The sequence below is a fragment of the Erythrobacter sp. QSSC1-22B genome (genome assembly GCF_001678665.1).
Taxonomy (GTDB): Bacteria; Pseudomonadota; Alphaproteobacteria; order Sphingomonadales; family Sphingomonadaceae; genus Qipengyuania.
In genome coordinates this window covers 1-25036 of the sequence record NZ_LZRP01000009.1, presented here as the reverse complement: position 1 = coordinate 25036, position 25036 = coordinate 1, and the positions used below count along the sequence as shown (strand labels likewise).

General features: G+C 63.5%; 22 protein-coding genes and 2 pseudogenes. 12 read left to right on the top strand and 12 right to left on the bottom strand.

What is annotated here, in order from left to right; genetic code table 11:
* Nucleotides 1-383: 383 nt before the first annotated feature.
* Complete coding sequence (locus tag A9995_RS13635; RefSeq protein ID WP_067613953.1) at nt 384-1958, bottom strand: recombinase family protein; 1575 nt, start codon at nt 1956-1958, stop codon at nt 384-386.
* Nucleotides 1955-2128: pseudogene (locus A9995_RS16135) on the bottom strand (DUF2924 domain-containing protein); the annotation flags it as partial. The pseudogene A9995_RS16135 and the gene A9995_RS13635, both read right to left, overlap by 4 nt.
* Before the next feature lie 80 nt (nt 2129-2208).
* Between A9995_RS16135 and A9995_RS13630 the strand changes: the two are divergent.
* A complete protein-coding gene (locus tag A9995_RS13630; RefSeq protein ID WP_067613951.1) occupies nt 2209-2925 on the top strand; it encodes an IS6 family transposase in 717 nt (238 codons plus the stop codon).
* Between the two features lie 474 nt (nt 2926-3399).
* Here A9995_RS13630 and A9995_RS13625 read toward each other — a convergent pair whose 3' ends face one another.
* The gene (locus tag A9995_RS13625) at nt 3400-4152 is read right to left on the bottom strand and encodes a creatininase family protein (protein ID WP_067613949.1); all 753 of its coding nucleotides are present in this window, start codon (nt 4150-4152) and stop codon (nt 3400-3402) included.
* A 51-nt stretch (nt 4153-4203) separates the two neighbouring features.
* The gene (locus A9995_RS13620; protein WP_067613947.1) at nt 4204-5847 is read right to left on the bottom strand and encodes an amidohydrolase family protein; all 1644 of its coding nucleotides are present in this window, start codon (nt 5845-5847) and stop codon (nt 4204-4206) included.
* Between the two features lie 57 nt (nt 5848-5904).
* On the opposite strand from A9995_RS13620, the gene A9995_RS13615 reads away from it, so the two are divergent.
* On the top strand, nt 5905-6621 hold the full coding sequence (locus A9995_RS13615; protein WP_067614096.1) for an IS6 family transposase: 717 nt from the start codon (nt 5905-5907) through the stop codon (nt 6619-6621).
* A 168-nt stretch (nt 6622-6789) separates the two neighbouring features.
* Here the strand turns inward: A9995_RS13615 and A9995_RS13610 are convergent, their stop codons facing one another.
* The gene (locus tag A9995_RS13610; protein WP_082992734.1) at nt 6790-7827 is read right to left on the bottom strand and encodes an LD-carboxypeptidase; all 1038 of its coding nucleotides are present in this window, start codon (nt 7825-7827) and stop codon (nt 6790-6792) included.
* A 173-nt stretch (nt 7828-8000) separates the two neighbouring features.
* On the opposite strand from A9995_RS13610, the gene A9995_RS13605 reads away from it, so the two are divergent.
* The 5 genes from A9995_RS13605 (at nt 8001) to A9995_RS13585 (ending at nt 14711) form a co-directional block, all read left to right on the top strand.
* A complete protein-coding gene (locus tag A9995_RS13605) occupies nt 8001-9404 on the top strand; it encodes an efflux transporter outer membrane subunit (RefSeq protein ID WP_067613945.1) in 1404 nt (467 codons plus the stop codon).
* Nucleotides 9401-10714, top strand: a complete 1314-nt coding sequence (locus A9995_RS13600; protein ID WP_067613943.1) for an efflux RND transporter periplasmic adaptor subunit — start codon at nt 9401-9403, stop codon at nt 10712-10714. The genes A9995_RS13605 and A9995_RS13600 overlap by 4 nt, the downstream gene beginning before the upstream one ends.
* On the top strand, nt 10711-11430 hold the full coding sequence (locus A9995_RS16770) for an ABC transporter ATP-binding protein (protein WP_067613941.1): 720 nt from the start codon (nt 10711-10713) through the stop codon (nt 11428-11430). The genes A9995_RS13600 and A9995_RS16770 overlap by 4 nt, the downstream gene beginning before the upstream one ends.
* An 8-nt stretch (nt 11431-11438) precedes the next feature.
* On the top strand, nt 11439-12635 hold the full coding sequence (locus A9995_RS13590) for an ABC transporter permease (RefSeq protein ID WP_067614092.1): 1197 nt from the start codon (nt 11439-11441) through the stop codon (nt 12633-12635).
* 231 nt (nt 12636-12866) lie between these two features.
* On the top strand, nt 12867-14711 hold the full coding sequence (locus A9995_RS13585; protein WP_369815855.1) for a methyl-accepting chemotaxis protein: 1845 nt from the start codon (nt 12867-12869) through the stop codon (nt 14709-14711).
* A gap of 21 nt (nt 14712-14732) precedes the next feature.
* Here A9995_RS13585 and A9995_RS13580 read toward each other — a convergent pair whose 3' ends face one another.
* From A9995_RS13580 to A9995_RS13560, 5 genes are all read right to left on the bottom strand, one after another.
* Nucleotides 14733-15671 (bottom strand): Brp/Blh family beta-carotene 15,15'-dioxygenase, encoded by a 939-nt coding sequence (locus A9995_RS13580; RefSeq protein WP_145916961.1) that lies wholly within the window; start codon nt 15669-15671, stop codon nt 14733-14735.
* Nucleotides 15672-15688: 17 nt separating this feature from the next.
* Entirely contained in the window at nt 15689-16477 is a 789-nt protein-coding gene (locus A9995_RS13575; RefSeq protein ID WP_067613938.1) for a bacteriorhodopsin-like, read from the bottom strand.
* 218 nt (nt 16478-16695) lie between these two features.
* Nucleotides 16696-17280: a LuxR C-terminal-related transcriptional regulator gene (locus A9995_RS13570; RefSeq protein WP_067614086.1), complete on the bottom strand. Its 585-nt coding sequence runs from the start codon at nt 17278-17280 to the stop codon at nt 16696-16698.
* 172 nt (nt 17281-17452) lie between these two features.
* Complete coding sequence (locus A9995_RS13565; RefSeq protein ID WP_067613936.1) at nt 17453-17968, bottom strand: cyclic nucleotide-binding/CBS domain-containing protein; 516 nt, start codon at nt 17966-17968, stop codon at nt 17453-17455.
* A gap of 134 nt (nt 17969-18102) precedes the next feature.
* Nucleotides 18103-18681, bottom strand: coding sequence for a fasciclin domain-containing protein (locus A9995_RS13560; RefSeq protein WP_082992732.1), 579 nt, complete (start codon nt 18679-18681; stop codon nt 18103-18105).
* Between the two features lie 332 nt (nt 18682-19013).
* Between A9995_RS13560 and A9995_RS13555 the strand changes: the two genes are divergently transcribed.
* Nucleotides 19014-20012, top strand: coding sequence for an NAD(P)H-binding protein (locus A9995_RS13555; protein ID WP_199797272.1), 999 nt, complete (start codon nt 19014-19016; stop codon nt 20010-20012).
* Between the two features lie 124 nt (nt 20013-20136).
* Nucleotides 20137-21903, top strand: coding sequence for a bifunctional diguanylate cyclase/phosphodiesterase (locus A9995_RS13550; protein ID WP_067613934.1), 1767 nt, complete (start codon nt 20137-20139; stop codon nt 21901-21903).
* Nucleotides 21904-21966: 63 nt separating this feature from the next.
* Here the strand turns inward: A9995_RS13550 and A9995_RS13545 are convergent, their stop codons facing one another.
* Nucleotides 21967-22668, bottom strand: a complete 702-nt coding sequence (locus A9995_RS13545; RefSeq protein WP_067613932.1) for a CDP-alcohol phosphatidyltransferase family protein — start codon at nt 22666-22668, stop codon at nt 21967-21969.
* Nucleotides 22669-22827: 159 nt separating this feature from the next.
* A complete protein-coding gene (locus A9995_RS13540; protein WP_067613930.1) occupies nt 22828-23064 on the bottom strand; it encodes a hypothetical protein in 237 nt (78 codons plus the stop codon).
* A 294-nt stretch (nt 23065-23358) separates the two neighbouring features.
* Here A9995_RS13540 and A9995_RS16765 point away from each other — a divergent pair, with 294 nt between their 5' ends.
* The 3 genes and pseudogenes from A9995_RS16765 to A9995_RS13530 all read left to right on the top strand — a co-directional run.
* Nucleotides 23359-23586 (top strand): hypothetical protein, encoded by a 228-nt coding sequence (locus A9995_RS16765; protein ID WP_145916960.1) that lies wholly within the window; start codon nt 23359-23361, stop codon nt 23584-23586.
* Nucleotides 23587-23610: 24 nt separating this feature from the next.
* On the top strand, nt 23611-24264 hold the full coding sequence (locus tag A9995_RS13535) for a CHASE2 domain-containing protein (protein WP_067613928.1): 654 nt from the start codon (nt 23611-23613) through the stop codon (nt 24262-24264).
* A gap of 115 nt (nt 24265-24379) precedes the next feature.
* Nucleotides 24380-25014: pseudogene (locus A9995_RS13530) on the top strand (IS5 family transposase); the annotation flags it as partial.
* Nucleotides 25015-25036: the final 22 nt, after the last annotated feature.

Sequence of the window (25036 nt, the reverse complement as noted above, 5' to 3'; positions counted from 1 at the left end):
TCTTGCTCCCAACGCCAGTGCGCCTCTCCAGATGGCGCAGAACTGCGGGGTTCGGGCTGCGTAAACCGTGCAGGTTCCCGCATCTTGTCGGAGAACAGGCGGGCCATTTCTCGCTATTTGCAGCCATGTCTCTGTGAGCTCGAAGCCACACACCCTTTCACCTGGAAAGCCGATTCAACTGCTAGCGTCTTTTCGGGAAGCCCCATTCGCACATCCCGACAACGAAAAGCCCACCAAAAACGGCAGAACTCTGGTGTTTTCGATAGCTGCTCCCAAGCTATGATCCGTGAAAAGAGCAGGGATTGAACAGGAGCCCAGCAGGACGTTAGCAGGTCGCTAGCAGGTGATCAGCAGGACCGTTGCAGGCACATTGCAGGACCTGCTCATGCTATACCGAGGAGCTTCCGCTGATCGTCCCATGCAAGGGGCAGTTCGAACGAAAGTAGATCGGAAAGGTTGATACCTGCCGGCTGGCGGCCCTCTAGGATCGCCCGCTGGATATCCGGCGCCAGAAACGCGAGGGCGGACAGCTTTCGCAGATACGGATCCTTGATCCCGCGCGCATGCTCGATCGAAGCTTTGCTATCGATTACGTCGATTCCGCAGCTCTTCAGTTCGGCATGTGCGCGGCGCAGTCCCGCGATCAGGGTCTTGTCGGGCCGCATCCGGAGAGGGGATGCGGAACCGTCTATGCGTGATGTGCGCCCGCCGCGGGACTGGATCTTCACCGGCGAGGTGATCCGGAGAGTACCATCCGGACTCCCAGAGTACTGCTCCGGTATCTCGACCAACCACTTTTCGTGGGGCGGGGGCGACAGATCAACGACCAGAGCATCGCAGTGCAGTTCTACGCGGACGACGAAAGGAAGCAGATCAGACCACCCCGCGTTCGGCCGGCTGCTCCAGCATCGCAGCCGTTCCATCAGGATGTCCTCGATTCCGGGCGCCGGTACCCGTCGCAACACCCGGGCCGCATCGGGATGGGATGCCGGGACCGGGGAGATGTAATAGAGATAGCGTTTGCCGCCGCGGCCGTGCGCGTGCGTGGCAGCCATCCTGTTGCCGAGTGCATCGTAAAGCAGTCCGGCAAGGGGAGCGGGCGAGGGGGCGCGTTCGCGCTTGCCCCGTTCTTTGCGTGCCAGATTTTCCTGCACTGCGTCGAACAGCTCCTGATCGATGATCGGCGGATGCAACCCGGGATGGCTGGTGCCCTTGTGCACGATCTGCCCGAGGTAAACGCGGTTCCGCAGCAGGTGGGCGAGATTGCCGCGTCCGAAGGGGGCTCCGCCGCGGACCGCGCCGTTCCGGGATTTGAAAATCTTCGTGCGGACGCCATCGCGCTCAAGTTCAGTGTGGAGGGCGTAGACCGAGCCCAGCTCAAGATGCCGGCGGAAGATGTGGCGCACGGTGGCTGCCTCCGCTTCGTTGATCACCAGCGTCCGGTCCTTCGGATCATAGCCCAGCGGCGGATTGCCTCCCATCCACATGCCTTTTGCCTTCGAGGCAGCGATCTTGTCGCGGATGCGTTCGCCGGTCACCTCGCGCTCGAACTGCGCGAACGACAGCAGCACGTTGAGGGTCAGCCTTCCCATTGAGGTGGTTGTGTTGAAGGCCTGTGTTACCGAAACGAACGAGACGCTGTGCCGGTCGAAGAGCTCGACCATCTGCGCGAAATCGGAAAGGCTGCGGCTGAGCCGATCGACCTTGTAGACGACCACGATGTCGATCTTCCCTGCTTCCACGTCCGCCAGCAGCGCCTTTAGGCCCGGCCGCTCAATATTACCTCCGGACCAGCCGCCATCGTCATAGCGGTTGCGCACGAGGACCCATCCCTCGCTCTTCTGCGAGGTGATGTATGCCTCGGAGGCCTCGCGCTGGGCGTCGAGACTGTTGAATTCCTGATCGAGCCCTTCCTCGGAACTCTTGCGGGTATAGATCGCCGCGCGCAGACGGGTCATGCTGCTTCTCTCAGACCGAAGAACCTCGGGCCGTTCCAGCGCGTGCCGGTAATAGTCCGTGCCACCTCGGACAGGCTCTTCCAGCGTTCGCCACGGTAAATGAACCCGCCATCCGCAACCTCCACGTCATGGCGGGCGCCCTTCCACTCGCGGGTGATGACAGTGCCTTCTGAAAGGAGTGCCTCGGGCCGGCACTGTCAGAGCAAATGCACCCACTGGCCGAAGGCGCGTGATGGGCTAGGGCAGGGCGATGCCCAGACCTCGCAAGCCAGCCAGTCCGTTCAGCTATTTCAACTCCTCACCGGAGGTGATCCGGCTGGTTGTGATGATGTACGTCCGGTTCCCGCTGTCGTTGCGGAATGTGGAAGACCTTCTGGCTGAGCGTGGCATTGATATATGCCACGAGACGGTCCGGCACTGGTGGAACAGGTTCGGCCCGCTGTTCGCTGCTGACATCCGCCGGCAGCGGGTCAGCCGCATGCGGGGCTTGCGCCAGTGGCAGTGGCACCTCGACGAGGTCTACGTGAAGATCAACGGAGAGATGCACTACCTGTGGCGAGCGGTTGATCAGGAAGGCGAGGTGCTCGAGAGCTACGTCACGAAGACCAGGGACAAGGCCGCAGCGCTCAGGTTCATGAAGAAGACACTCAAGCGCCACGGCTCGCCCGACACGATCACCACTGACGGTCTACGCTCATACAAGGCAGCCATGAGCGTGCTTGGCTGTGAGCAGAAACAGGAGCTTGGCCGCTGGGCCAACAACAGGGTGGAGAACTCACACCTGCCGTTTCGACGACGAGAGCGGGCGATGCTGCGCTTTCGACAGATGAGAGCGCTACAAAAGTTCGCCTCGGTCCATGCCAACGTCCACAATCACTTCAACTCCGAACGCCACCTGATCGACAGAGAGACCTACAAGACCCGCCGCTCGGCCGCACTGGCCGAGTGGCAGAACCTCATGGCCTGAACCAGGCCAGGGTAGGGGAGAGCTCTGCCATCCGGAGAAAAGTTGCGATTAGACTGACAGCACCCTTGGCTGCGCAGATGCCAGACCTGTTCGAAAGGTACCTCTATGTAGGAGCTACCCGAGCGGCAACCTACCTAGGCCTGACCTGCGAAGGCGCCGAACTGCCGCCCCCGCTTGGAAACTTGCAGGTCCAGTACGTTCAGGAATGGGGCGCAACACGGGCGTGATGGCAAATGCACCGGCTGGCGGAACGCGGTTGATCGGGTAGGGCAGGGCGAGGGCTGGGCGCTGGGGCAGGCCGACCGGCTCGACCCGGTGCTCTCGGGTCAGGTGTTGTCACACCTGTCGGTGCCGGAACTCGACAGTGAGGCGGACGCGGGGGATTCGAACGAGGCTTAACATAAAGACGATTGGCAGGCTTCGCTGGCGAGGATGGGCTCCGTTAGCAGTTGTGAGCAGATAACGCGGGTCCAGCTAGGCTTCGTGGCGACCGATCCACTTGAGGTGGTCGACTGCCAGGTCCGAGGCCGCCGCCTCAACCAGCCGGGCGCCGGCCTCAGGGCTCGCGAGCGTCGGGTTCGATCCGATACGGCCATCCGGGAAGGCAAGACAATAGCTGACTGCGTCTGTAAATACTCCGGTAGGGGCTATTTCCGGATCAAGGTCCACTCTCTTGATCGCGTTGGGGAACGCGAACTGGGTCACGGAAACCTCGGATGCGGTCGCATGCATACCTTCAGCATCGCCAAACAACTCACTCGTGATTGTCTGGACAGATGGTGCTTCCCACCAGTTACGCAGGCGACACTCCACGCGTGTGGCCGTGCGTCCGGCGGAGAAGCTCGTTTCCGAGTAGAACTCGGCGAAGGCAGCTGTGACAGTTGCGATATTGCCGCCATGCCCGTTTACGAACGAGATGCGGAGAAAACCCTGTTGGGCAAGCGACGCGATCACGTCCCGCACCACCGCCAGCAGCGTCGATGGCCTCAGTGACATCGATCCAGGAAAGCCGAGATGGTGTTGCGCCATCCCTATCGAGATAGTCGGAGCCACTACCGCGGCCGCTTTTTCCCCTACAGCCCGACCAATAACTTCGGCGCATAAAGCGTCGGTTCCAACAAGGCCATTGGGACCATGCTGCTCTGTCGACCCAATAGGAACGACGATATCATTCCTCCCTTTGAGATAAATATCAACTTCAGGCCAGCTCATCAGATCGAGACGCATTGATTTCCTTATTGATTTCGGTTGCTTAGCCGATGGATCGGGGGCCGGCTATTATTTTGGTTCAAATGTAAATTCGCAGGTATGGCGCAAAACCATGCCCGCTCGCGCTGGGGTCAACTCTCCATTGTAAAGCGCAAGAGAGCCATTGACGATCACATGGTCGACGCCGGTGGACTGCACCCGGGATTGGGCAAAGGTCGCGCGGTCCTGGATCTGAGACGCATCGAAAACCACGACGTCGGCGCGCATCCCGGGTCGAAGCAGACCCCGATCCTCGAGCCCCATCCGCAGCGCCGGGAGCGACGTCATTTTGCGGATCGCATCGGGCAGGGTGAGCACGCCGCGGTCGCGGACGTAATCGGCCAGGATGCGCGGGAAGGTGCCGTAGGATCGTGGGTGGGTCATCCCTTGAGGCTCGCTATCGACCGGCGTGATCGCGGCAGCAGCATCGGTGCCGATGCTGACCCACGGCTGGCGCATCGCGAGGTCGATATCGTCCTGATGCATCATAAAATAGAGCGCGCTGGCCCGCTCGGGCAGGGCGTTCAAAAGCGTGTCCCAGGCGACATCGGCAGGATCGCGGCCGAGCGCGGCACCAATCGCGGCGAAGCTTTGTCCCTCGAATCTCTCCATCGCCGGATCATAGGCATTGGCAAGGACGACATTGTCCCATCCGCCTGACGCGTGGACCAGGTTCGACCAGTCGGGCTGGGGTCCGGCGAGCAGTTCCTGCTTTAAGACGGCCCGAACGGCAGGGTCGCGAAGCTTTTCATGTGCGGCCTCGCGCCCTCCTTCGAAGACATGGGTCGGCACGGTCGGCGAGAGCCCGGTGCCGCCTGCCCGGTACGGGTAGATATTGGCCGCTACGTCGACTCCCCGGGCGCGTGCCTGTTCGATTGTAGCGATAGCTTGCGGCATCAGCTGACCCCACAGCGGCGCAAAGGCGGCCTTGATGTGGAAGATTTCCACCTGCGCTCCGCTGCGCTCGCCGATCGAGATCGCTTCCTCGATCGCGGCGATGAGCTCGCTGCTCTCGTCGCGCATATGAGTGGCATAGATGCCGCCGCATTGTGCAGGGATGCTCGCCAGCCGCGCAAGATCGTCGGCTGAGTGAAAGGTGGCCGGGGGATATATCAGTGCGGTGGAGATACCGAAGGCGCCCGCGCGCATGGCGGCGGTGACCTCGCGCTCCATTTGCGCGAATTGATCGGGTGTGGGCGTTCCCGCCGTATCGCCCATGGCCACCACCCGCGCCTGCGTCGCCGAGTAATAGGTTCCGAAATTGACCGCGATCCCTTGCGCTTCCAACTGCGAGAAATAGGCCGAGAGGTCGTGCGCCGGAACCGCAGTGCCGCCTTCGCCGGCTATCAGCGTAGTAACCCCCATCTGAAGTTTGTTCGCTGCGCTGCCATCGCGCAGCAGCGCCGAGCCCGACTGGTCTAGCATGTCAATAAAACCCGGGGCGACGTAGCGACCAGTGGCATCAAGTTCCTGGCGGCCCTGTCCTGTGACGATGCCGACCTTCACAATCCGCCCATCGGCTATAGCAACATCGGCCTCAGTCCATGGATTGCCCGCACCGTCGAGCACGCGTCCGTCCCGGATGACCAGATCGTATTGGGGCGTATCCTCAGCGGAAAGCGGGGAGATAACCACCAGGCTCGTGGCGATCAGGCAAGTTGCAATAGGTCTCATTGGCTCTGTCAGAGCAAATGCACCGGGTGGTAAGGAGTGGCGGGTCAGGACGGTCCGATGCCCTGCCCAAAAAAGCCAGCCAGCCCGTTCCGCTACTTCAATTCGTCACCGGAGGTGATCCGGCTCGTCGTGATGATGTACGTCCGCTTCCCGCTGTCGCTGCGCAATGTGGAAGACCTGCTGGCGGAGCGTGGCATTGATATATGCCACGAGACGGTCCGGCACTGGCGGAACAGGTTCGGCCCGCTGTTCGCTGCTGACATCCGCCGGCAGCGGGTCAGCCGCATGCGGGGCTTGCGCCAGTGGCAGTGGCACCTCGACGAGGTCTACGTGAAGATCAACGGAGAGATGCATTACCTGTGGCGAGCGGTGGATCACGAGGGCGAGGTCCTCGAGAGCTACGTCACCAAGACCAGGGACAAGGCCGCTGCGCTCAGTTTCATGAAGAAGACACTGAAGCGCCACGGCTCACCCGACACGATCACGACCGACGGTCTGCGCTCCTACAAAGCAGCGATGAGCGAGCTGGGCTGTGAACAGAAACAGGAGATTGGTCGCTGGGCGAACAACCGGGTGGAAAACTCACACCTTCCGTTCCGACGACGAGAGCGGGCGATGCTGCGCTTTCGACAGATGAGCGCGCTACAAAAGTTCGCCTCCGTTCATGCCAACGTCCACAATCACTTCAACTCCGAACGTCACCTGATCGACCGAAAAACTTACAAGACCCGCCGCTCGGCCGCCTTGGCCGAGTGGCAGACCCTCATGGCCTGAACCAGGCCGGGGAAGGGGAGAGCCGCGCCGATCGGAGACAAGTTGCGATTAGACTGACAGCACCTCTTAAGAAGGCCGGTCCTCCGATCTGGCACCGCCCTCAGGACGGTGGCTCGGCGGTTGCGCTCTCGCTTCGTTGCCAAGACCGCTTGGCCGGCCGGCATGTTCTCAGGCGACGACTGGCTCGAGTATCCGGATCGTCCCGAGGTCGGCGTCGATCTCCACGCCGACGCCGACGGGCAGGCTCAACTGGTTGGCGATGTGGCCGATATTGGCCCCGCGAAAGGCCGGTACGCCGAGCGGAGCGAGATATTGGTCGAGCAACTCCGGAATGGTGAAGCCGGCGTAGTCATCCACCCCCGAGGCGCAGCGCGTGCAGTGGCCGAAGACCACGCCGTCGACCCGGTCGAGGATGCCCGAAAGCGCCAATTGGCTCAGCATCCGGTCGATCCGGTATTCGGCTTCGCCGGTGTCCTCGAGAAAGAGTATCGCGCCATCGAAATCCGGCAGCCAAGGCGTGCCGACGAGCGCGGTCAGCACCGAGAGATTGCCCCCCAGCAAGCGTCCGCGTGCCTTCCCCGAGCGGATCGGGACGGTGCGCCAGCGCTCCTCGCCGGCACGGTCCTCGGGGCCGATGGCGGGATTGCGGAAGGTCGGCGCCGCGCCGGCAAAGGCGAGATGCCACAGGCTGTTCCAGCTCACCTCCTGCCAGCTGCTGCCGGCATTGGGAGAATGGATCGTGGGAAATCCGGCCCGGGCCGCAAAGGCGAGATGAAGCGCGGTGATATCGCTGAAGCCGATCAGCAGCTTGGGATTGGCGCGGATGGTTTTCCAGTCGAGGAAGGGCAGCAGGCGGGCGCTTCCCCACCCGCCCCGGACCGCAAAGACCGCGCGCACCTCGTCATCGGCGAACATCGCATTGAGGTCGGCGGCGCGCTGTCGATCGGTACCCGCGAGATAGCCGTGGCGGCTGCCGACATGGCGGCCGACCCTGGGGACCAGCCCCATTGCCCGGATGGTGTCCTGCACCGCCTCGATCTGCGCCGGATCGTCGCTGAAGGAGGCGGGCTCGACCAACCCGACCGTGTCGCCGAGCTGGAGGCGCGGTGGCTTGCGCGCTCGCCGCCCGCCCGCCGGGATCGAGTGCAGCGCGAGCGCCGCCGGGAGCATGGCGAGGCCCTGAATGATGGAGCGTCTGTCGGGCATAACCGCTCATAGCAGCGGCGATGCGGCTCGCCACCCCGCGGCATGAGTTCGACGGCTGGAGCGGGCCAGTTGCGTAATTGTAGCAGTCAAACCGGCCATTTTGGCGGTTAAATAAGAGTTCCTTTCGTCGCCCAAGGCTTTAAGAACCGTATCGGGCGAAGGAGGGGCAGGGGTTGCAGAGAAAAATTGCAGTGGTTGCCGGGCTGTTACTGGCGCTGACCGCGTGCGCGACTCCGGTATTCGAGGCCGCTCCCGCGCCGGCGATCGCCGTTCCGTCGTCCTGGGTTGCCGACCCGGCGCCGGTCGCGCCCGACAGCGCGCAATATTGGACGCTGCTGGGCGATCCGCTGATCACCGAACTGGTCGAACTGGCGATTCGGGAAAACCGCGATCTAACTATCGCTGCCGCCCGGGTGGCGCAGGCGAGGGCGGGGGTGCGCCAGGCGCGTGCGGGCTATCTGCCTCGGTTCGATGCCAATGCCGGTGTCCGGCGCGATATCGGCGATTTCGCGGATGATGATTTCGCGCTTTCGCTGGGTGCGGATGCCCAGTGGGAAATCGACCTGTTCGGCAGGATCGGCTACAATGTCGCGGTGTCGCGCGCTGAACTGGCCGCAGCGGGCTACGCATTGTCCGATGTGCAGCGGCTGATCGTTGGACAAGTGGCGCAGATCGCGGTTGCTACCCGCGGCAGCGCGGTCCGGCTGGCAATTGCGCGCGAAACGCTGATGATTCAGGATGATAATCTCCAGATCGCGGTCTGGAGGCGCGAGGCGGGACTGGTCTCGAGCCTCGATGTCGAACAGGCGCGCGCGCAGCGGGCGCAAACCGCGGCGATCATTCCTGCGCTCGAAGCCGAGCTGGCGACCAGCAGCTATGCGCTCTCGACGCTGATCGGCGAGCCGCCGGGCCGGGTGCTTGCGCTGATCGAGGCGGAAACGCGGCCGATCCCCGTGCCGCCGACAAGCATCGGGTTCGAAGCTCCGGCCGAAGTCTTACGGCGTCGGCCCGATGTCCGTCAGGCCGAGGCGATCCTGATTGCCGACAGCGCCCGCATCGGTCTCACCCGGACCCAATTGCTGCCGCTGGTGCAGCTCACCGGAAACATCGGTACGGGTTCGATCGGTTTCGATGGTCTGTTCGACACCATAACCGGCGGGCTGCTGGCCGGGATCAGCCAGCTGATCTTCGATGGCGGTCGGACGCGGGCGCAGATCGACGCGGCGGAGGCTGCCGCGGGTGGTTCGCTCGCCAGTTGGGAACGCACGATCCTGTTCGCGCTGGAGGAAGTGGAAGGCGCTGCGGTCGACCTGCGGGCTGCGCGGGCGCGTGTCGCGCTGTTCGCCGTAGCTCTGGAGGCGGGCGAGAACGCGGCGCTTCTGGCGCGCAGCCAGTACGAGACCGGGCTGATCGATTTCGAGACACTGCTGCTGGCGGAAAACCAGCTCCTGTCCGCGCGCAATTCGCTGGCCTCGAGCGAGGTGGAGCGCGCCTCCGCATTCGTTCGCCTGACGCAGGCGTTGGGTGGCGGCTGGGACGGCGAGCCGGATAACATGGACGAAGGAACCGCGCGATGAGCGACACCGTGGCGACCGCGGAAAGCGGCGATATCGAGGAATTTCTTGGCGAAAAGCCGCGCCCGCGCTGGCGGCGGTGGATGAAATTCTGGCTGCCGGCGCTGATCCTGCTGGTTCTGGCGCTGCTGGTTTCGCGGTGCGTCGGCGGCGACGAGGCACCCGGCTATATCACCGAGGAGGTGGTGCTGCGCTCGCTCGATCTCACGGTGACGGCCACGGGTAATCTGCGCCCGACCAATCAGGTCCAGGTCGGCTCGGAAGTGTCGGGGCGGATCGATCGCGTGCTGGTCGATGTCAACGATCGCGTCGTTCCCGGCCAGGTACTGGCCGAGATCAACACCGACGTGATCGAGGATCAGATCACCCAGGCGCAGGCCAATCTCAACGCTGCGCGCGCGCGGGTCGAGGAGGCGCGCGCCACGCTCGATGTCGACCGGGCGCAGCTCGCGCGGTTCCGCGAGGTATTCAGGGTTTCCGACGGGCGCGTGCCCTCGCAGGTCGAACTCGAACAGGCCGAGGCGGCGGTGCGCCGCGGCAATGCCACGGTGGCCTCCGCACAGGCCGCAGTCCGCTCGTCCGAGGCGCAGCTTTCGACCTCGGTCACCAACCGCAACCGCGCGGTGGTCCGATCGCCGGTCGCCGGGATCGTGCTGGCGCGGCAGGTCGAGCCCGGCCAGACCGTCGCCGCCAGCTTCAGCACCCCGACGCTGTTCATCATCGCCGAAGATCTGGCGGCGATGCAATTGCAGGTCGCGGTCGACGAAGCCGATGTCGGTCAGGTCGAGGAAGGTCAGGAAGCCAGCTTCACCGTGGATGCCTATCCGGGACGGCGCTTCCCGGCGGTGGTCGAACGCGTCGATCAGGCGAGCAGCAACACCGCGTCCGAGGCGAGCCAGCAGGCGAGTTCGGCCGCGCAGGCCAATTCCGTCGTCAGCTACGAGGCGCGGCTCTCGGTGCTCAACCAGCAAGGACTGCTGCGCCCCGGGATGACCGCGACCGCGACCATCGCCACGCAGAGCACCGGGCGGCGGATGCTGGTGCCCAACAGCGCGCTGCGCTTCCGGCCCGATGCCGAGGAGGAAGAGGGCGGCGGCGTTCTCAATCCCTCGATCGGGCTCGAGCAGAACGAACAGCGCGCCACGATCGGCATCGGCAGCCGTCAACAGGTCTATGTCACACAGGCGGATGGCACGTTGAAGGCGATCGGGGTCGTGACCGGGCAGAGCGATGGCCGGCTTACGGTCGTACGCTCAGACGAACTCGAGGCGGGCATGAATGTGGTCACCGGGATCGAGGCCGACGCGCCATGAGCGAGGCGCCGCTGATCGAACTGGTGGGGATAACCAAGACCTTCGGCGAGGGCGAGGCGGCGTTCCAGGCGCTCAAGGGAGTCGATGTCACGATCGAGCGCGGCGATTTCGTGGCGATCATGGGGCCCTCGGGCTCGGGCAAATCGACGACGATGAACATTCTGGGGTGCCTCGACGTGCCCACTGCAGGGGTATTCCGGTTTCGCGGGGTCGAGGTGCAGGCGCTCGACCGCGATCAGCGCAGCCTGCTGCGGCGCAAATATCTCGGCTTCGTGTTCCAGGGGTTCAACCTGCTGTCGCGCACCACCGCGATCGAGAATGTCGAGCTCCCGCTGCTCTATCGCGGCGAGACCAAGAAGGCGCGGCGAATTTCCGCGCTGCGCTCGCTCGACCAGGTCGGGCTGGTGCCGTGGGCCGATCACACCCCGGCAGAACTCTCGGGCGGGCAGCAGCAGCGCGTCGCCATCGCCCGCGCGCTGGTGACCCAGCCCGATGTCCTGCTGGCCGACGAGCCGACGGGCAATCTCGACACCGAACGCTCGATCGAGATCATGGAATTGCTGACCCGGCTCAACCGCGAGGGCATCACCATCCTGATGGTGACGCATGAGAAGGAAATGGCCGCTTTCGCCAACACCATCGTCCATTTCCGTGACGGGCTGGTCGAATCGGTCGAGCGCGGCAATCTCGCGCGACAGGCTGCGGAAGCGCTCTGATGTTCGGCATGTTCGGCGCCACCCTGCTGCTCTCCTTCCGCGAAATCCGGCGGCATATCCTGCGCTCGTTTCTGACGACGCTGGGAATCATCATCGGGGTTGCCGCGGTCATCACCATGGTGACGCTGGGCAATGGCGTGACCGCTTCGGTCAAGGAGGAGATCTCCTCGCTCGGCTCGAACGTGTTCATCGTCTTTCCGACCGGTGGCGACAGGGGAACCCCGCGCCCCTTCGATCGCGAGGATATCGACGCGGTCAGCAACCAGATAGCGGGCGTTGTGGAGGCGGCGGGCAGCGTCACCGCACCCACAACCGCGTTCAACAATGGGCAGGACTGGTCGACGAATGTCGAGGGCGTCGAGAACGCCTATCTGCGCGCCCAGACGATCGAGATTGCAGAAGGGCGCCCGTTCACCCGCGAGGAGGAAAGCGGTGGCCGCAACGTATGTCTGGTCGGTCCCAAGGTCGTCGAGGCGATCTTCGTCCCCGGGGTCAGCCCGCTGGGCGGACAATTGCGGCTCGATCAGGTGTCCTGCACCGTCATTGGCGTGCTCGAGGAGCGGGGCCAGGGCGGCGGCGGCCAGGATGCCGACAATGTCGTGATGATGCCGCTCAAGACCGTGCAGCGGCGGTTCACCGGCAACGACAACATCCAGAGCTTCGTGATCAAATACGATCCGGCCTATTCGAGCGCCGCGATCCAGGAATCGCTGGTCGAATTGCTGCGCGAGCGGCGATTGCTGCAGATGGGCACCGACAATGATTTCAACGTCATCGATACCGCACAGGTCAATCAGGCGCTTGGCGCGGCGACCGGCGCGCTGACCGCAATGGTGGCGGTGATCGCCTCGATCAGCCTGCTGGTCGGCGGGATCGGGATTATGAATATCATGCTGGTTTCGGTGACCGAGCGAACACGCGAGATCGGCATCCGACTCGCGATCGGCGCGCTGGCGCGCGAGGTGCGGCTGCAGTTCCTGACCGAGGCGGTGGTGCTGTGCTGCTTTGGCGGCCTGCTCGGGATCGGGCTGGCCTTTCTGTTTTCATGGGGCCTCGCCGGATTGATCGACGTGCCTTTTGTCTTCGATCCGATGATCAACATCCTCAGCTTCGTCTTCTCGGCCGCGATGGGGATCCTGTTCGGCTATTACCCCGCGCGCCGCGCCTCGAAACTCGATCCGATCGACGCGCTGCGCCACGAGTAAGCGGCGGGTCATTGAGACCAATGCTGTCATCGGGGAAGCGGCTCGCCGCTAGCTTGTAAGGCGTCGACGCTTCGCCGGAGCGCAGCACCCGCTGGCGCAAAGCAAGCCACTGCGATGGAGAAAAATTCTGCTTCGTCGAGGGAGTGAAGGGAGCCGCTCTATAATGGAGCATTACCCTCCGCTCCCTCGAATAATGGAAGACTCATGCTGCAGACGTATATCGGATGGCGCTTGTCCAAGAAGATGTTCGTTTCCTTCGCGATCATTGCCGCAATCCTTGCGACGGTCGCGGGGTCCGGCATCTATGCGACCCGGACGATGAGCGAGATCGCCTCCGCCCATGTCGATCGCGGAATTGCCGGGACAGCAGCGCTTGGGCGTCTGGTCTCGGCATTGCGCGAACACCGCATCATCATCTTTTCCAGACTGACCTCGGAAGGGCCCCAGCAGAAGCAGACGTACGACGAAAGGCTCGCCCAAAACGAGACTGTGATCGCACAGGCTGTCGCCGACTACGAGCCGCTCGCCGGCGAATTTTCGCCCCAGCTGCAACAGTTGGAGCAGCGTATCGACGAACTCCACGGAGTAAACGCGCGCATTTTTACCGCTATCGACTCGCAGGGAGGTGCAGCAGCCCTTCCACTGGTCAAGGGGGAGGGCCGAGAGGCGTCCACCGCGGCATTGGACGCGACCCAGGAACTGATCGACCTCCAGGGCCAGCGCGCGAATACCAACGATGCAGCCGGTAATGCCTTCGCATCCACCGCATTCACGGTCCTCGTGCTTTTCTCATTGGCGGGACTGGCTGTGCTGTTCGGCATCTGGAAGCTGATCGGTCGAACCGTTGCCATGCCGCTCGCCGAGGTTAGCCGCGCGACCACTACGCTTGCCGAAGGCGGCCAGGCGCAGGTCCCGCATCGCGATCGTCAGGACGAACTGGGCGAGGTCGCGCAAGCGGTCGAATTGTTCCGTGTGGCGGCCGTACAGCGTGCGGAGATCGATGCCCGTGCCGCCGCCGAGCAGCAGGTCGTCACCAGCTCGCTGAGCGACAGCCTGACGGCGCTGAAGGCAGGCGATCTGACCGCCGATATCCATGCGGAGTTCCCGCCGGCCTATGTCGAGCTGCGGACCAATTTCAACGAAGCGCTGGCCAGCCTGCGCGAGTTGATCGGTTCGGTTATCGAAAGCGCTGCGACCATTCGGACCGGCTCGGGCGAAATCGCCCAGGCTTCCGAAGACCTCGCCCGCCGGACCGAAGCCAATGCGGCGAGCCTCGAGGAAACCTCGGCGGCGCTGGCGCAGATCGACGAGCGGATCGGCGCGACTGCCAAGGCCGCGATCCAGACCGTCAAACGCGCCGACAGCGCTATCTCGACCGTCAGCGGCGGCCGCGGCGTCGCCGATGAGGCGGTCCAGGCCATGACCCGCGTTTCGGAAAGCGCCAAGGGCATCAACGATGTCATCGAAGGGGTCGACAAGATTGCCTTCCAGACCCGCGTTCTCGCCATGAACGCCGCCGTCGAGGCGGGCCGCGCCGGGGACGCCGGACGAGGCTTCGCGGTCGTCGCCGATCTTGTCTCGGCGCTGGCCATGCGTGCCGAAGAAGAAGCCGGTCGCGCCCGCGACCAGCTGACCGCCACGCAGGACGACATCGGTGCCGCGGTCCAGATGGTGCAAAAGGTCGACGGCGCGCTGGCCGACATCGCCGAGGGTGTCGCCGAAGTGCACACGCTGCTCGGCGGGATGGCCACCGATAACGAGGCGCAGGCGACCGCGATCAGCCAGATCGCCAGCGCGGTCGGTTCGATGGATCAGGCCACCCAGCAGAATGCCTCGATGGTGGAAGAAACTTCGGCCGCGGCGCTCAGCCTGTCGGGCGAGGTCAACGCGCTCTCCGAACGGGCCTCGCAGTTCGATGTCGGCGCTGCGCAAGGCGGATCCAGGAAGATGACGGCGCTGCCGGCCAGTCCCGGAGCCAGGCGGGAGCAAGCGAAACTCGCAGCTGCCCTGACCGCAAGGCCCGCCCTCGCGGTGGCCAACGGCCGGGCTGCCAATGAAGACTGGACTTCCTTCTAGGGCTGCGACCCGAAGCCAAAGTCACGACGTCAGGCGCGCATCCGGCACCATGCCGGGTGCGCGCCCTGCGTTTGCCCGGCGCGCGAGCACGCGTTCCATCCACCCCGCGTTTTGATGCGGCAGGGCGAGCGCGGCGAGCAACTGGAAACCCGCCGCCGCCGAGAGCACACCGCCCGATAGCAATTGGGGGGCGAAGACGAGCCCGATCAGCACCGCCAGCCCGCTCAGTCCGGCGCCGATCAGCACCAGCCGCAGCGGCGCATGGCGCGAGAGCTCGCGGCGGATGCCGATCATGTGACGCGGGGTGTGGAAAGCGCAGAAGAACAGCGCGAAACCGACCAACGGCGGGAGGACGAACAGCGCCGCGATCAGCCCGGCAAACAGCGCCGGGCGATGCCAGCAGACGGTGCGCGCGGTCACGGCCAGCCCAACCGCGGCGACAAGAATGGTGACCGGTGCCAGGAGCAGAAAGCCGCGGCTAACGACGGCGCCCGCCGCTTCGCTCGACATCGCCGCGAAGATTGCGGCGACCGCATCGGGATGACCCACTCCGATCGCGCAGAGCGGTGCGAACCCGAGCGCGGCGCGGTAGAGCGGCTCCTCGACCTCGGGCCAGTCCTCGGCGAAATGGACGATTGCCGTCAGCAGGAACACCGGCAGGATGATTTGCGGGGCAATCCGCCAGAACATCAATGCAACGATCAGGATCGCCACATACAGCGCCCCGAACACCACCAGCGGGCGGTGGCCAAGCTGCGCGCGCGCCAGCACGCGGTGGATGTCGAAGGCGCCATGGGGCAGGCCCCCGACGAGAAAAACCATCGTCGCCACCACCGGCAAGGCGGGGCTCGCCGCCCACCCGGGGATCAACGCAACCAGTAGCGCGCACGCCAGCGCAGCCGCCTGCACCCACGGCAAAGCCGCTGCCGACCCGAAGGACGACAGCGGCTCCTTTGCCAAGGCGACGCGCGGCTGGGTCAGACCGGTAACGCCTCCTTGGCTGTCTCACGCTCGTCGGCAATTGTGGACTCGATGGCCGATTTGCGAACTGCGATCAGGTAGATCAGGACCCCGACGACGGCCTTGGCGACGAGATCGGCGATGGTGTAGCCGATCTGGATCGTGGTTTCCGCGGTTGCACCGGTGAGGCCGATAAAGGGCGCCATGTAGACGATCGGGTAGAAGCCCCAGCTCGCGAAGGTGAGCAGCCGCGCCTGCTTGAGCAGCTTGCGGACGCCTTCGTGCTGGTTGGCGATCGAGCTGCCAAGCCCGCTGAACAGCTCATACACGATGTAGAGGAAGGGAATGGTCGACAAGGTACCCCAGATGGCGCGGGTGGTGTTGTCGTCCGCGATTTCGCCGGGATAGCCGAGCACGATCATCAGCGCGGCAGCCAGGCCGAGCTTGGTCGATTTGCTCACCGTCTCGGAACGCGACAGACCCATGACCAGGACCAGCTCGATCAGCAGCAAGGGCACGGTCAGCAGCCAGTCGACGTAGCGATAGGCGTCGTTGAAGGCGAGACCCGAGGCGATGACCCTTCCGCCCTCGACCACATAGGCTGCTTCCCAGCTCTCGAAGATGCGGAAATAGTGATAGGCCGCGATCGCGCAGACGAGGCCGGAGATGGTGACTGCGGTCTTGTATTTGGGGGCCACCTGGCTGCGGCTGATCCAGAGGAACAGCGTCGTGGCGGCCATCGCGGCGAAGGTGAAGGAAAATGCGTTGTAAACGAGCGAATACTGGAATGACGAAAGTTCGTCCATTGCGCTGCTCCCGGTTGGTTCTGCGGGTCTTTCGGCCCGCTGGATAGCATCCGAGCGACAAGCCGACCCGCAATTCGAAAAGCAAGGACCCGGTCGTTCGAAGACGCTCAATTGTTAAGCGTCGCCTGCAGCGAAGCAAATACGGGCTTTGGTCGGTAGGGGTTCTTTATGCGGGCCGCCGGTAAGCCCCTAAAGGCACGGAAAACGGGCGGTGTTGGTCAGTCGCCGGCTTCGACCGCGACGCGAACCAGATCGGCCGCCGTTTCGATGCCGAGCTTTTTCATGACCAGCCCGCGGTGCATCTTGACTGTCTTTTCGGCCAACCCGAGTTCGGCGGCGATCTGCTTGTTGCGCAGCCCCTGCGCGACCATCCTCGTTACAGCGAGCTGGCGAGGCGAGAGCGTCTTGAGCATGGTGGCGGCCCGCTCGCGCCGCGCCAGGCTGATCTGAGGATGGTCGTCGGTCAGCTCGATCTGGCTGCCGAGAAAATACAGCAATTCGTCCGTCTCGTCGTAGATCGGCGCGATCAGCACCGCGTTGCGAAACGGCTGGCCGTCTTTCTTGTAGTTCAGGATTTCGACCAGCACCGGCTGGTGGTCGCGGACCCCCTGGCGGATCCGTTCGGTCAGCCAGGGCTCGGTGCCCGGACCGGAGAGAAACCGGCAATTGCGCCCGAGAATCTCGTCGACGCCATAGCCGGTCAGCTCGATGAAAGGCCGGTTGACGCAGATGATCGGATTGTCGGGCAAGCGGGGGTCGGAAATGACCGAGGCGATCGGGCTGGCCTCGATCAGGCGTGCCACCCATACCGCGGGCTCCGGGCGCTTACCGCCGAAATCACTTGCGTCAGTGGCCGTTGCTTCGCTGGCGATGCTGGTTTCCACAACGCTGAGGTTATCGACACCCGGTCGGAATTGCAATCGGGATACCCTGTCGGATTACCGTTCGGCTGACGCTTCGCAGAGTCCGATCGCGCTATCCCAATTGCGTGATCGCAAAGATCAGGACTACCGTATAAATCAATATGCTAATGATCAGAAACAGCGGATTGGCGCGTTCCGGCAGGCTGGCCTGAGCCAGCTCCCGGAACCGGCCGAGCAGTTCGGGCCAGGTGTAGGAAACGAAGTCTCCCTGCGTCATGACGGCGACGATCTTACCGTCATTGTCGACGATGGGGAGACGCCGGAAGCGCTCGTTCGACATCATCCGCAACCAGTCGACCAGCTCGTCGTCCGCTTTTGCGGTGCGGACCGGCGATGTCATGATGGTCTCGACCTTGGTCGCCTTGGGATCGAGTTCCGCTGCAATCAGGCGCCGGAAAATATCGCGTTCGGTCATCATCCCGATGACGCAATCGGCATCATCGACGACGATGATCGAGCCGAAATTCTTGTCGGCCATCCGCTTCACCGCTTCGAGCACGGTTTCGGACCGTGCGCAGGTCAGCGGCTTGGCCTTCTGGAATAGCTCTTTGCGGTCGCTGATTTTCAAAAAGACACCTCTTCATCGAGTGATAGATTGTGGCGGTTGACGCTGACGGCTGGCCGCGGTTTGCAGACAAGGTCGGCCGCCGAGGTGGCGGGCGATCGCATCACGATCGCCCGCCACGCTGACAAAAGCCAGAGCTAGCCGGGAAGCGATACGCCGTCGGTGACGTGAATGACGCCATTGGACTGCATGACGTCCGCCTGAGTGACATGGGCCATTCCGCCCGCGGCGTCGGTGAGCATCACACGGCCGCCCATCACGCTTGCCGTGAGCGTCCCGCCCTGGACGGTGGTCAGCTGGGCCTGCCCGCCGCCTGCCTCGATCATCGCGAGCAGCTCGCTCGCCGTCACGCGGCCGGGGACCACATGATAGGTCAGCACCGACTGGAGGGATTGCAGATTTGCTGGCTGGAGCAAGGTGTCCACCGTTCCCGCCGGGAGCTTGGCGAAAGCGGCGTTTGTGGGCGCGAACACGGTGAACGGGCCCGGACCCGAAAGGGTTTCGACCAGTCCGGCCGCCTGTACCGCTGCGACGAGCGTGGTATGGTCGCTCGAATTGGCCGCGTTTTCAACGATGGTCCGCGACGGGTACATCGTGGCGCCGCCGACGGTGGAGGTCGAGGCTGCGACATCGCCAGTGGCATCGTTCATCGTCGTGCAGGCCGCGAGCGGGACGAAGCCGAGCGTCAGCGCAGCGACTGTGGTGAATTTGAGCATGGTAATCCTTAAGTGGCATACTTGGGGGGCTTCGAGCCTAGACCAAGCCCCGGGACTCCTGAATACGGCCTTTGTACCGTAGTTCCGCCCCGCCGCGGTTCGTTCGGCGGGCGAATTTCTGCGGTAGAACAGCTCACGATCTCGAAAATGCGGGGATACAAGCACCTTCCATTCAGCCTATTGTTGCCGCGACCCGTCGCCGAGAAGGTCGCCGAGAAGAACGCCGATGAGAACACGGGGGGCAAGGTGAAGGATATGTCCGTGACAACCCCGTCTGGAGCGACGGCCACATCGGCTCGAAGCCCGCGGCACAGAACGGGCCCGACGGTTTGATGCCGCGTCTCAGGGTCTGCGTGCTCGGGGCGACGGGGACGATCGGTCGGGCGACGGTGGAGGCGCTCGTGGAGCGCGGTCACGAGGTGGTCGCGCTTGTTCGCGGGGCGTCTCCCGCCGCTGGCTCGGCGGTGGATAGGGCTGGGCTGTTTGCCGGCGCCGGGATCAGGCAGGTCGATGTCAGCGATCCCGTCTCGCTCGCCAGAGACGGGTTTGCCGACGGGTTTGCCGGGGAGCGGTTCGACGCCGTGGTGTCCTGCATGGCGTCGCGCACGGGCGCGCCACGGGATGCCTGGGCGATCGATTGCGCGGCACATATGGCGGCGCTGGACGCGGCGCAGCGCGCAGGCGTCGGCCATTTCGTGCTGCTGTCGGCGATCTGCGTCCAGAAACCGCTGCTGGCTTTCCAGCACGCCAAGCTGGCTTTCGAGGCGGCGCTGATCGGCTCCGGCCTGCGCTATTCGATCGTGCGCCCCACCGCCTTCTTCAAATCGCTCTCGGGCCAGATCGAGCGAGTCCGCAAAGGTCGCCCGTTCCTGCTGTTCGGGGATGGCACACTGACCGCCTGCAAGCCGATCAGCGACCGTGATCTGGCGAACTACATCGCGGATTGCCTGATCGACGAGGGCCGCTGGAACCGTATCCTCCCAATCGGCGGACCGGGGCAGGCGATCACGCCGCGCCAGCAGGGCGAGGCGCTGTTCGCGATGCTGGGACGTGCTGCGAAGTTTCGCTCGGTCCCGGTTGCGCTGCTCGACACCCTCGCCGCGGCGCTCGGCGTGGCTGGCCGGGTGGTGCCATCGCTGGCCGACAAGGCCGAGCTGGCCCGGATCGGCCGCTACTACGCCACCGAGTCGATGCTGGTGCTCGATCCGCAGACCGGCTGCTACGATCCCGACGCGACGCCCGCGACGGGAACCGAGACCCTGTTCGATTACTACCGCGCGGTCCTGCAGGGAACCGCAACCCCCGAACGCGGTGACCACGCCGTCTTCTGACGCCTGTGGTATCAAGGCGTTTTGTTGCAACCTTACTGGCGCGACATGCCCGGCTAACGGACGAATGCAAATAAAACCCAATCTCTCAACGTTCCTGGGCCCAAATTCATCTATGAGATTCGCGATGAAGACTTTCGACGAATCCGGGCGGCTCGACGCTCTGCGCCGCTTGAACCTGCTCGATACCCCGCCGAGCGAGAGCTTCGATCGCATCACACGCATGGCGAGCCAGATTTTCGACCTCCCGATCGCCGCGGTTTCGCTGACCGACAGCGACCGCCAGTGGTTCAAATCGCGGGTCGGCGTCGCGCACACGTCGATCCCGCGTGATGCAGCGCCGTGCGCGGCGGTCGCGGAAAGCACCGAGACGATCGTCGTGCCCGATCTCCTGCAAGACCCCCGCTACGCGAACAGCGTGCTGGCCTCGCAGGGGGTGCGGTTCTACGCCGGCGCGCCGCTGACCACGCGCGAAGGCTTCGGTCTGGGCGCCTTGTGCGTACTGGGTATGGAGCCCAAGACGGCGACCGCCTCCCAGATGGCCGCCCTCACGGATCTGGCGCAGATGGTGATGGCGCAGATCGAACTCCAGCACGCCTTCGGCCGCGTCGATCCAATCAGCGGCCTGGCGAACCGGGTTCAGTTCTTCGACGATCTCGACGACCTCGGGCGGGACGATCCCGGGAGAACGCGTCAGGTCGTGCTCGTCGAACTGGCCGGCCACGAACAGCTCACCGAGGGCATCCGTGTGCTGGGCTCCGACTATGTCGATACCATGGTCCAGGAAGCGGCGCGCACCTTGCGCAAACTGCTCGGGGCAAGGCGCCCGGCCTATCATGTCGCCGCGACCCAATTTGCGTTTCTCGCGCCGCTCGATACCGACCAGCAGGCGTATATGGCGCAGCTAGCCGGGATGCTCGGGCTGTTGCGGACGGATGGAACCTTCCGCTTCGTCACCAATGCCAAGATCGGTGTTGCGCCCTTCGTAACCGGCGAGAGCTCGCCGGCCGACGTCCTCCGCACTGCTTACAGTGCAGCGCTGGATGCCCGGTTCTCGCAGACCGGTATCGGTATCTATGCCCTGGCCGAAGACAACGCACATCGCCGACGCTTTCTGCTCCTCGAGGAGTTCGGCGCGGCCCTGGAAGATCCGGAGCAATTGCGACTGGTCTATCAGCCGCGCGTCGATCTCGCGACGCGCCGCTGCGTCGGTGCCGAAGCGTTGCTGCGCTGGACGCATCCCCGGCTCGGGGAAATCTCGCCGGCCGAATTCATCCCGATCATCGAAAAGACCTCACTGGCGCGCTCGACAACCGCGAGCGTCATAGAAATGGGGCTGGGGCAGCTTGGTGCGTGGCGCAAGCAGGGCATGGATATCAACCTGTCGATCAATATTTCGGCGACCAATCTTTCGGAAACCGACTTCGCCCAGAGGATACAATTGTACCTTCTGAAACACGGCGTGCGGCCGGAAATGCTCGAACTGGAAGTAACCGAGAGCGCCGTGATGGAAGACACCTCGCGGGCGATCGAGCAGCTCGTCACCTTCGATGAAGCGGGCATCGGGATCGCCATCGACGATTTCGGCACCGGTCACAGCAGCCTTGCCTATCTGCAGCGTCTCCCGGCCAAGATCGTCAAGATCGATCAATCCTTCGTACGGGACATGATGCTGGGCAAACGCGAGCGGACGCTGGTTCGCTCGATGATCTCGCTGTCGCATGAACTCGGCTACTGCGTCGTCGCCGAAGGCATCGAGACTTCCGCCACGGGCGATCTGCTCACCGCGATGGGATGCGACGAAGGGCAGGGTTATTATTTCGCGCATCCAATGGAAGCTGCGGATTTCGAACGCTGGTTCGCCGGTGAAAGTCTGGTTCACGCAGCGGCGTAGTACCCGAAGCGCGAGACACTCGCGCCTGCGTTTCGCAGTCGATCCGGCCTCTCAGCCCCCGCCTCAGCCGCGCCAGATCCGGGCCGGCTCCTCCTTTGCCAGGCGCCGCGCGGTGGTGACGGTCTGAAGAACGAACAATGCGATCAGGATAAGCCCCACGCCGCCGACGAACAGGTCGAACCCGTTCAGGCCCCAGAAGATAGGGCTCTCGAGCCCCGCTATAAGCATCGCCAGCGTCAGGCCGATCAGGATCAGGCGCAATTCGGTCGGGCCGGCGTTGAAATACGATAGCCGCAACTCGCCCACCACGCGGACCGAGAGAAAGGCGTGGATCGACATCAGCAGATAACCCGCCAGCGCGATCAACGCGACCTCGAGCTGGACATAGGGGGTGACCCCGATACCGACCACCACCAGCATGGTGGCGAAGCCGTCGCAGCTGTGATCGAGGAAATAGCCGTAGCGCGGGCGCTCGATCTTGCGGAACCGCGCCAGGCTGCCATCCAGCGAATCGCCGAACCAGTGTACGAAATACCCCACGATCGACAACCACAGCCAGTTGGCGTCCAGATTGCTGGCAAGATATCCGCCGAACACGAGCAAGGCGCCGACCATCCCGGTGAAGGTCAGCATGTCTGGCGTGACCCAGGGCGGCATCTTGAGGCACAGATGATTGAGCGCACGCCTCTCGAGCCGCGCGACCAGGTTGTCCTGAATGCGGTGGATGGGGGCTACGGGCGCCTTGGGTTCGCGAGAATCTGTCATCGAATTGCAACGGCCGGGTAACGAAAGACCCCATCGCTGTCCAATCCTCGCGTCAAGATCGCGGGGGTCGACACGGAGCATTGTAAATTTGGAGCAGCCAGCAGCTACAAAAAAAGGCGACCCCGGGGGGCCGCCTTTCTGGGTAACGAATGACCTGGGTCAGGGGCTCACTGCCACGTCATCATCGTCATCATCGGTCAGAATGAGGACAAGCATGCCTGCGCCCGCTAGAGCGGCAATGACGAGCCCGGCGCCGATCCCGCCGCCGAGTTCGGATTCGTCGCTCGCCGGCATCGAGCTGCGATCGACCGGCGCGGCAGTGGCTGCCTGGAGGGCGACCGGAGCGGAGATCAGCGAGCCGGCGGCCGCTGCGAACATCAAATTGCGAGTTTTCATAGTGCGATCCTTCTTTGCGTGAATAGCCGAAAATCCTGCCGGGCCAGATTGTTCCTAAACGGAAAGAGCATTCGACGAACCGTGTCTTGTATCGGTTCGCGCCCGCATTTGCCGGATTTCGCCCGGTCTGAATGTTTTTCCGGTTTCCGCTCTTTCGCGGTGCCCGCAAGACCGGACGGCTCGACATCGCAAACGCAGCGAGGGCCGAAAGTTACGAAATATTACCCTTTGCACCCCTAGGAACTGTGGAACTCTAATCGATTGTTGAGGGAAGGCGGTTGCCGCCCACGGCCTATGCGTATCGTTGACGAACCAGATCTGGATGGCGGCCCGTTCCGCTTTGCCGCGCGCTGGCGTCGAGGACTGCGGAGCCTTTTTCGCGGTGAGAAGGATACTGCCGAGCCGCAAAAAGCCCGGCGACGGATAGCCGCATGGGCCATGCTGATCGGGCTGGTGGTCGGGTTTCTCAATCTCGCACTTCCGATCGAGGATACATTTCGTGCGGTCCGCGCCGAGGTGTGATCGCATCCCGCAGACCAGCAGGTCGTGGTCGTTGCGATCGATGAGAGGACACTCAACGCCCTTGGAGCGGACGAGCCAAGCCGAAGGGCGGATGCGCAAGTTCTCGATCGCCTGTTTGCCATGGGCGCAGAGCGAGTGTTTTTTGCACACGCTTGTGCTGATCTGACCGAACCGGAAGAGGATGCGGAGTTCGCGCGTGCGCTCGAGCGACACAAGGATAGGGTTTATATTGGTGGCACGCCAAAGTTCGATCAGAGCGACGGATCGACTTCGGGGATACTTCCGAATGTTCGGTTTCGCGATTCGGCTCAAATCGTTTCGATGTATGGCGAGATGGCACCATTTAGCCTTTCGTCGCGTTTGCCTACGAGTTCGTTCATCCTTGGCGAAGAACGAGCCTCATTTTCGGCGGAACTGGCGCGGCTGGATCTCGCCGGTGGTGTCTATCGACCCGATTTCGCAATCGATCACAAAACGATTCCCACCTTTGGCTATATTGGTGCGCTAACCGGAATAATGTCAGCGGAAGCCGTGCGAGAGAAGGATGTCGTAGTTGCGTCTGCAAGCCGTGCGTCGCGTGATTTCTACCCTATTCCCCTCGGCGAAAGGGTTGCCGGCGCTTACTTCCACGTGATCGGTGCGGAGACGCTCAAGCGAGGCTATCCTCCTAGAGTCTGACCGAAAATGAAGTTGTGTGATATCAGCATGATGTGATTCAATCGGTGTTGCGAGACATCGATGGAGGATCACATGTGGACTGACACCACCCGAAGGCAGTTTGCCCGACGCGACCTGGCGGATGCTGCCGCCGGGCATGTTCCCGCCGATGACCACGGTGCAGCATTACTTCTATCGCTGGCGCGACATCGGGCTGTGGCGCTCGATCAACCACACACTACTGATGGCGGTGCGTGAGCGGCGGGGAGCGAGGCGTCGCGCAGCGCCGGGGTGATCGACAGCCAAAGCGTCAAAGCCACGGAAAGCGGCTGGCCACGGGGCTATGACGCGGGCAAGAATATCAAGGGCAGGAAGCGCCATATCTTTACCGACACCCAAGGCTTCCTCTTCGGAGCCGTGGTCCACACCGCCGATGTGCAGGACCGCGACGGCGCCCCCGATGTGCTCGCCAGCATCCGCCACAGCTTCCCCTGGCTGCGCCATGTCTTCGCGGACGGAGGTTATGCTGCCGACAAGCTTCGCTCGGCGCTGACGAATATCGGCAAGTGGACAATCGAGATCATCAAGCGATCCGATCGCGCCAAGGGCTTCGAAGTGCTCCCCCGCCGCTGGGTCGTCGAGCGCACCTTCGCATGGCTGGGACGTAATCGCCGCCTCGCCAAAGACTTCGAGCGAACCATCCAGAGCGCCACCGCGTGGCTATATCTCGCTTCTATCCAGTTCATCGCTCGCAAGATCGCAAGCCTATGAAATCAATGCGAATGATTTTGAG

Coding starts and splice junctions, on each gene's coding strand:
- A9995_RS13560 (WP_082992732.1), bottom strand. CDS start 18,681: ATGCTCAAATTCACCACAGTCGCTGCGCTGACGCTCGGCTTCGTCCCG.
- A9995_RS13555 (WP_199797272.1), top strand. CDS start 19,014: ATGCCGCGTCTCAGGGTCTGCGTGCTCGGGGCGACGGGGACGATCGGT.
- A9995_RS13540 (WP_067613930.1), bottom strand. CDS start 23,064: ATGAAAACTCGCAATTTGATGTTCGCAGCGGCCGCCGGCTCGCTGATC.
- A9995_RS13630 (WP_067613951.1), top strand. CDS start 2,209: ATGCCCAGACCTCGCAAGCCAGCCAGTCCGTTCAGCTATTTCAACTCC.
- A9995_RS16765 (WP_145916960.1), top strand. CDS start 23,359: ATGCGTATCGTTGACGAACCAGATCTGGATGGCGGCCCGTTCCGCTTT.
- A9995_RS13625 (WP_067613949.1), bottom strand. CDS start 4,152: ATGCGTCTCGATCTGATGAGCTGGCCTGAAGTTGATATTTATCTCAAA.
- A9995_RS13615 (WP_067614096.1), top strand. CDS start 5,905: ATGCCCTGCCCAAAAAAGCCAGCCAGCCCGTTCCGCTACTTCAATTCG.
- A9995_RS13575 (WP_067613938.1), bottom strand. CDS start 16,477: ATGGACGAACTTTCGTCATTCCAGTATTCGCTCGTTTACAACGCATTT.
- A9995_RS13635 (WP_067613953.1), bottom strand. CDS start 1,958: ATGACCCGTCTGCGCGCGGCGATCTATACCCGCAAGAGTTCCGAGGAA.
- A9995_RS13550 (WP_067613934.1), top strand. CDS start 20,137: ATGAAGACTTTCGACGAATCCGGGCGGCTCGACGCTCTGCGCCGCTTG.
- A9995_RS16770 (WP_067613941.1), top strand. CDS start 10,711: ATGAGCGAGGCGCCGCTGATCGAACTGGTGGGGATAACCAAGACCTTC.
- A9995_RS13600 (WP_067613943.1), top strand. CDS start 9,401: ATGAGCGACACCGTGGCGACCGCGGAAAGCGGCGATATCGAGGAATTT.
- A9995_RS13590 (WP_067614092.1), top strand. CDS start 11,439: ATGTTCGGCGCCACCCTGCTGCTCTCCTTCCGCGAAATCCGGCGGCAT.
- A9995_RS13620 (WP_067613947.1), bottom strand. CDS start 5,847: ATGAGACCTATTGCAACTTGCCTGATCGCCACGAGCCTGGTGGTTATC.
- A9995_RS13610 (WP_082992734.1), bottom strand. CDS start 7,827: ATGCCCGACAGACGCTCCATCATTCAGGGCCTCGCCATGCTCCCGGCG.
- A9995_RS13545 (WP_067613932.1), bottom strand. CDS start 22,668: ATGACAGATTCTCGCGAACCCAAGGCGCCCGTAGCCCCCATCCACCGC.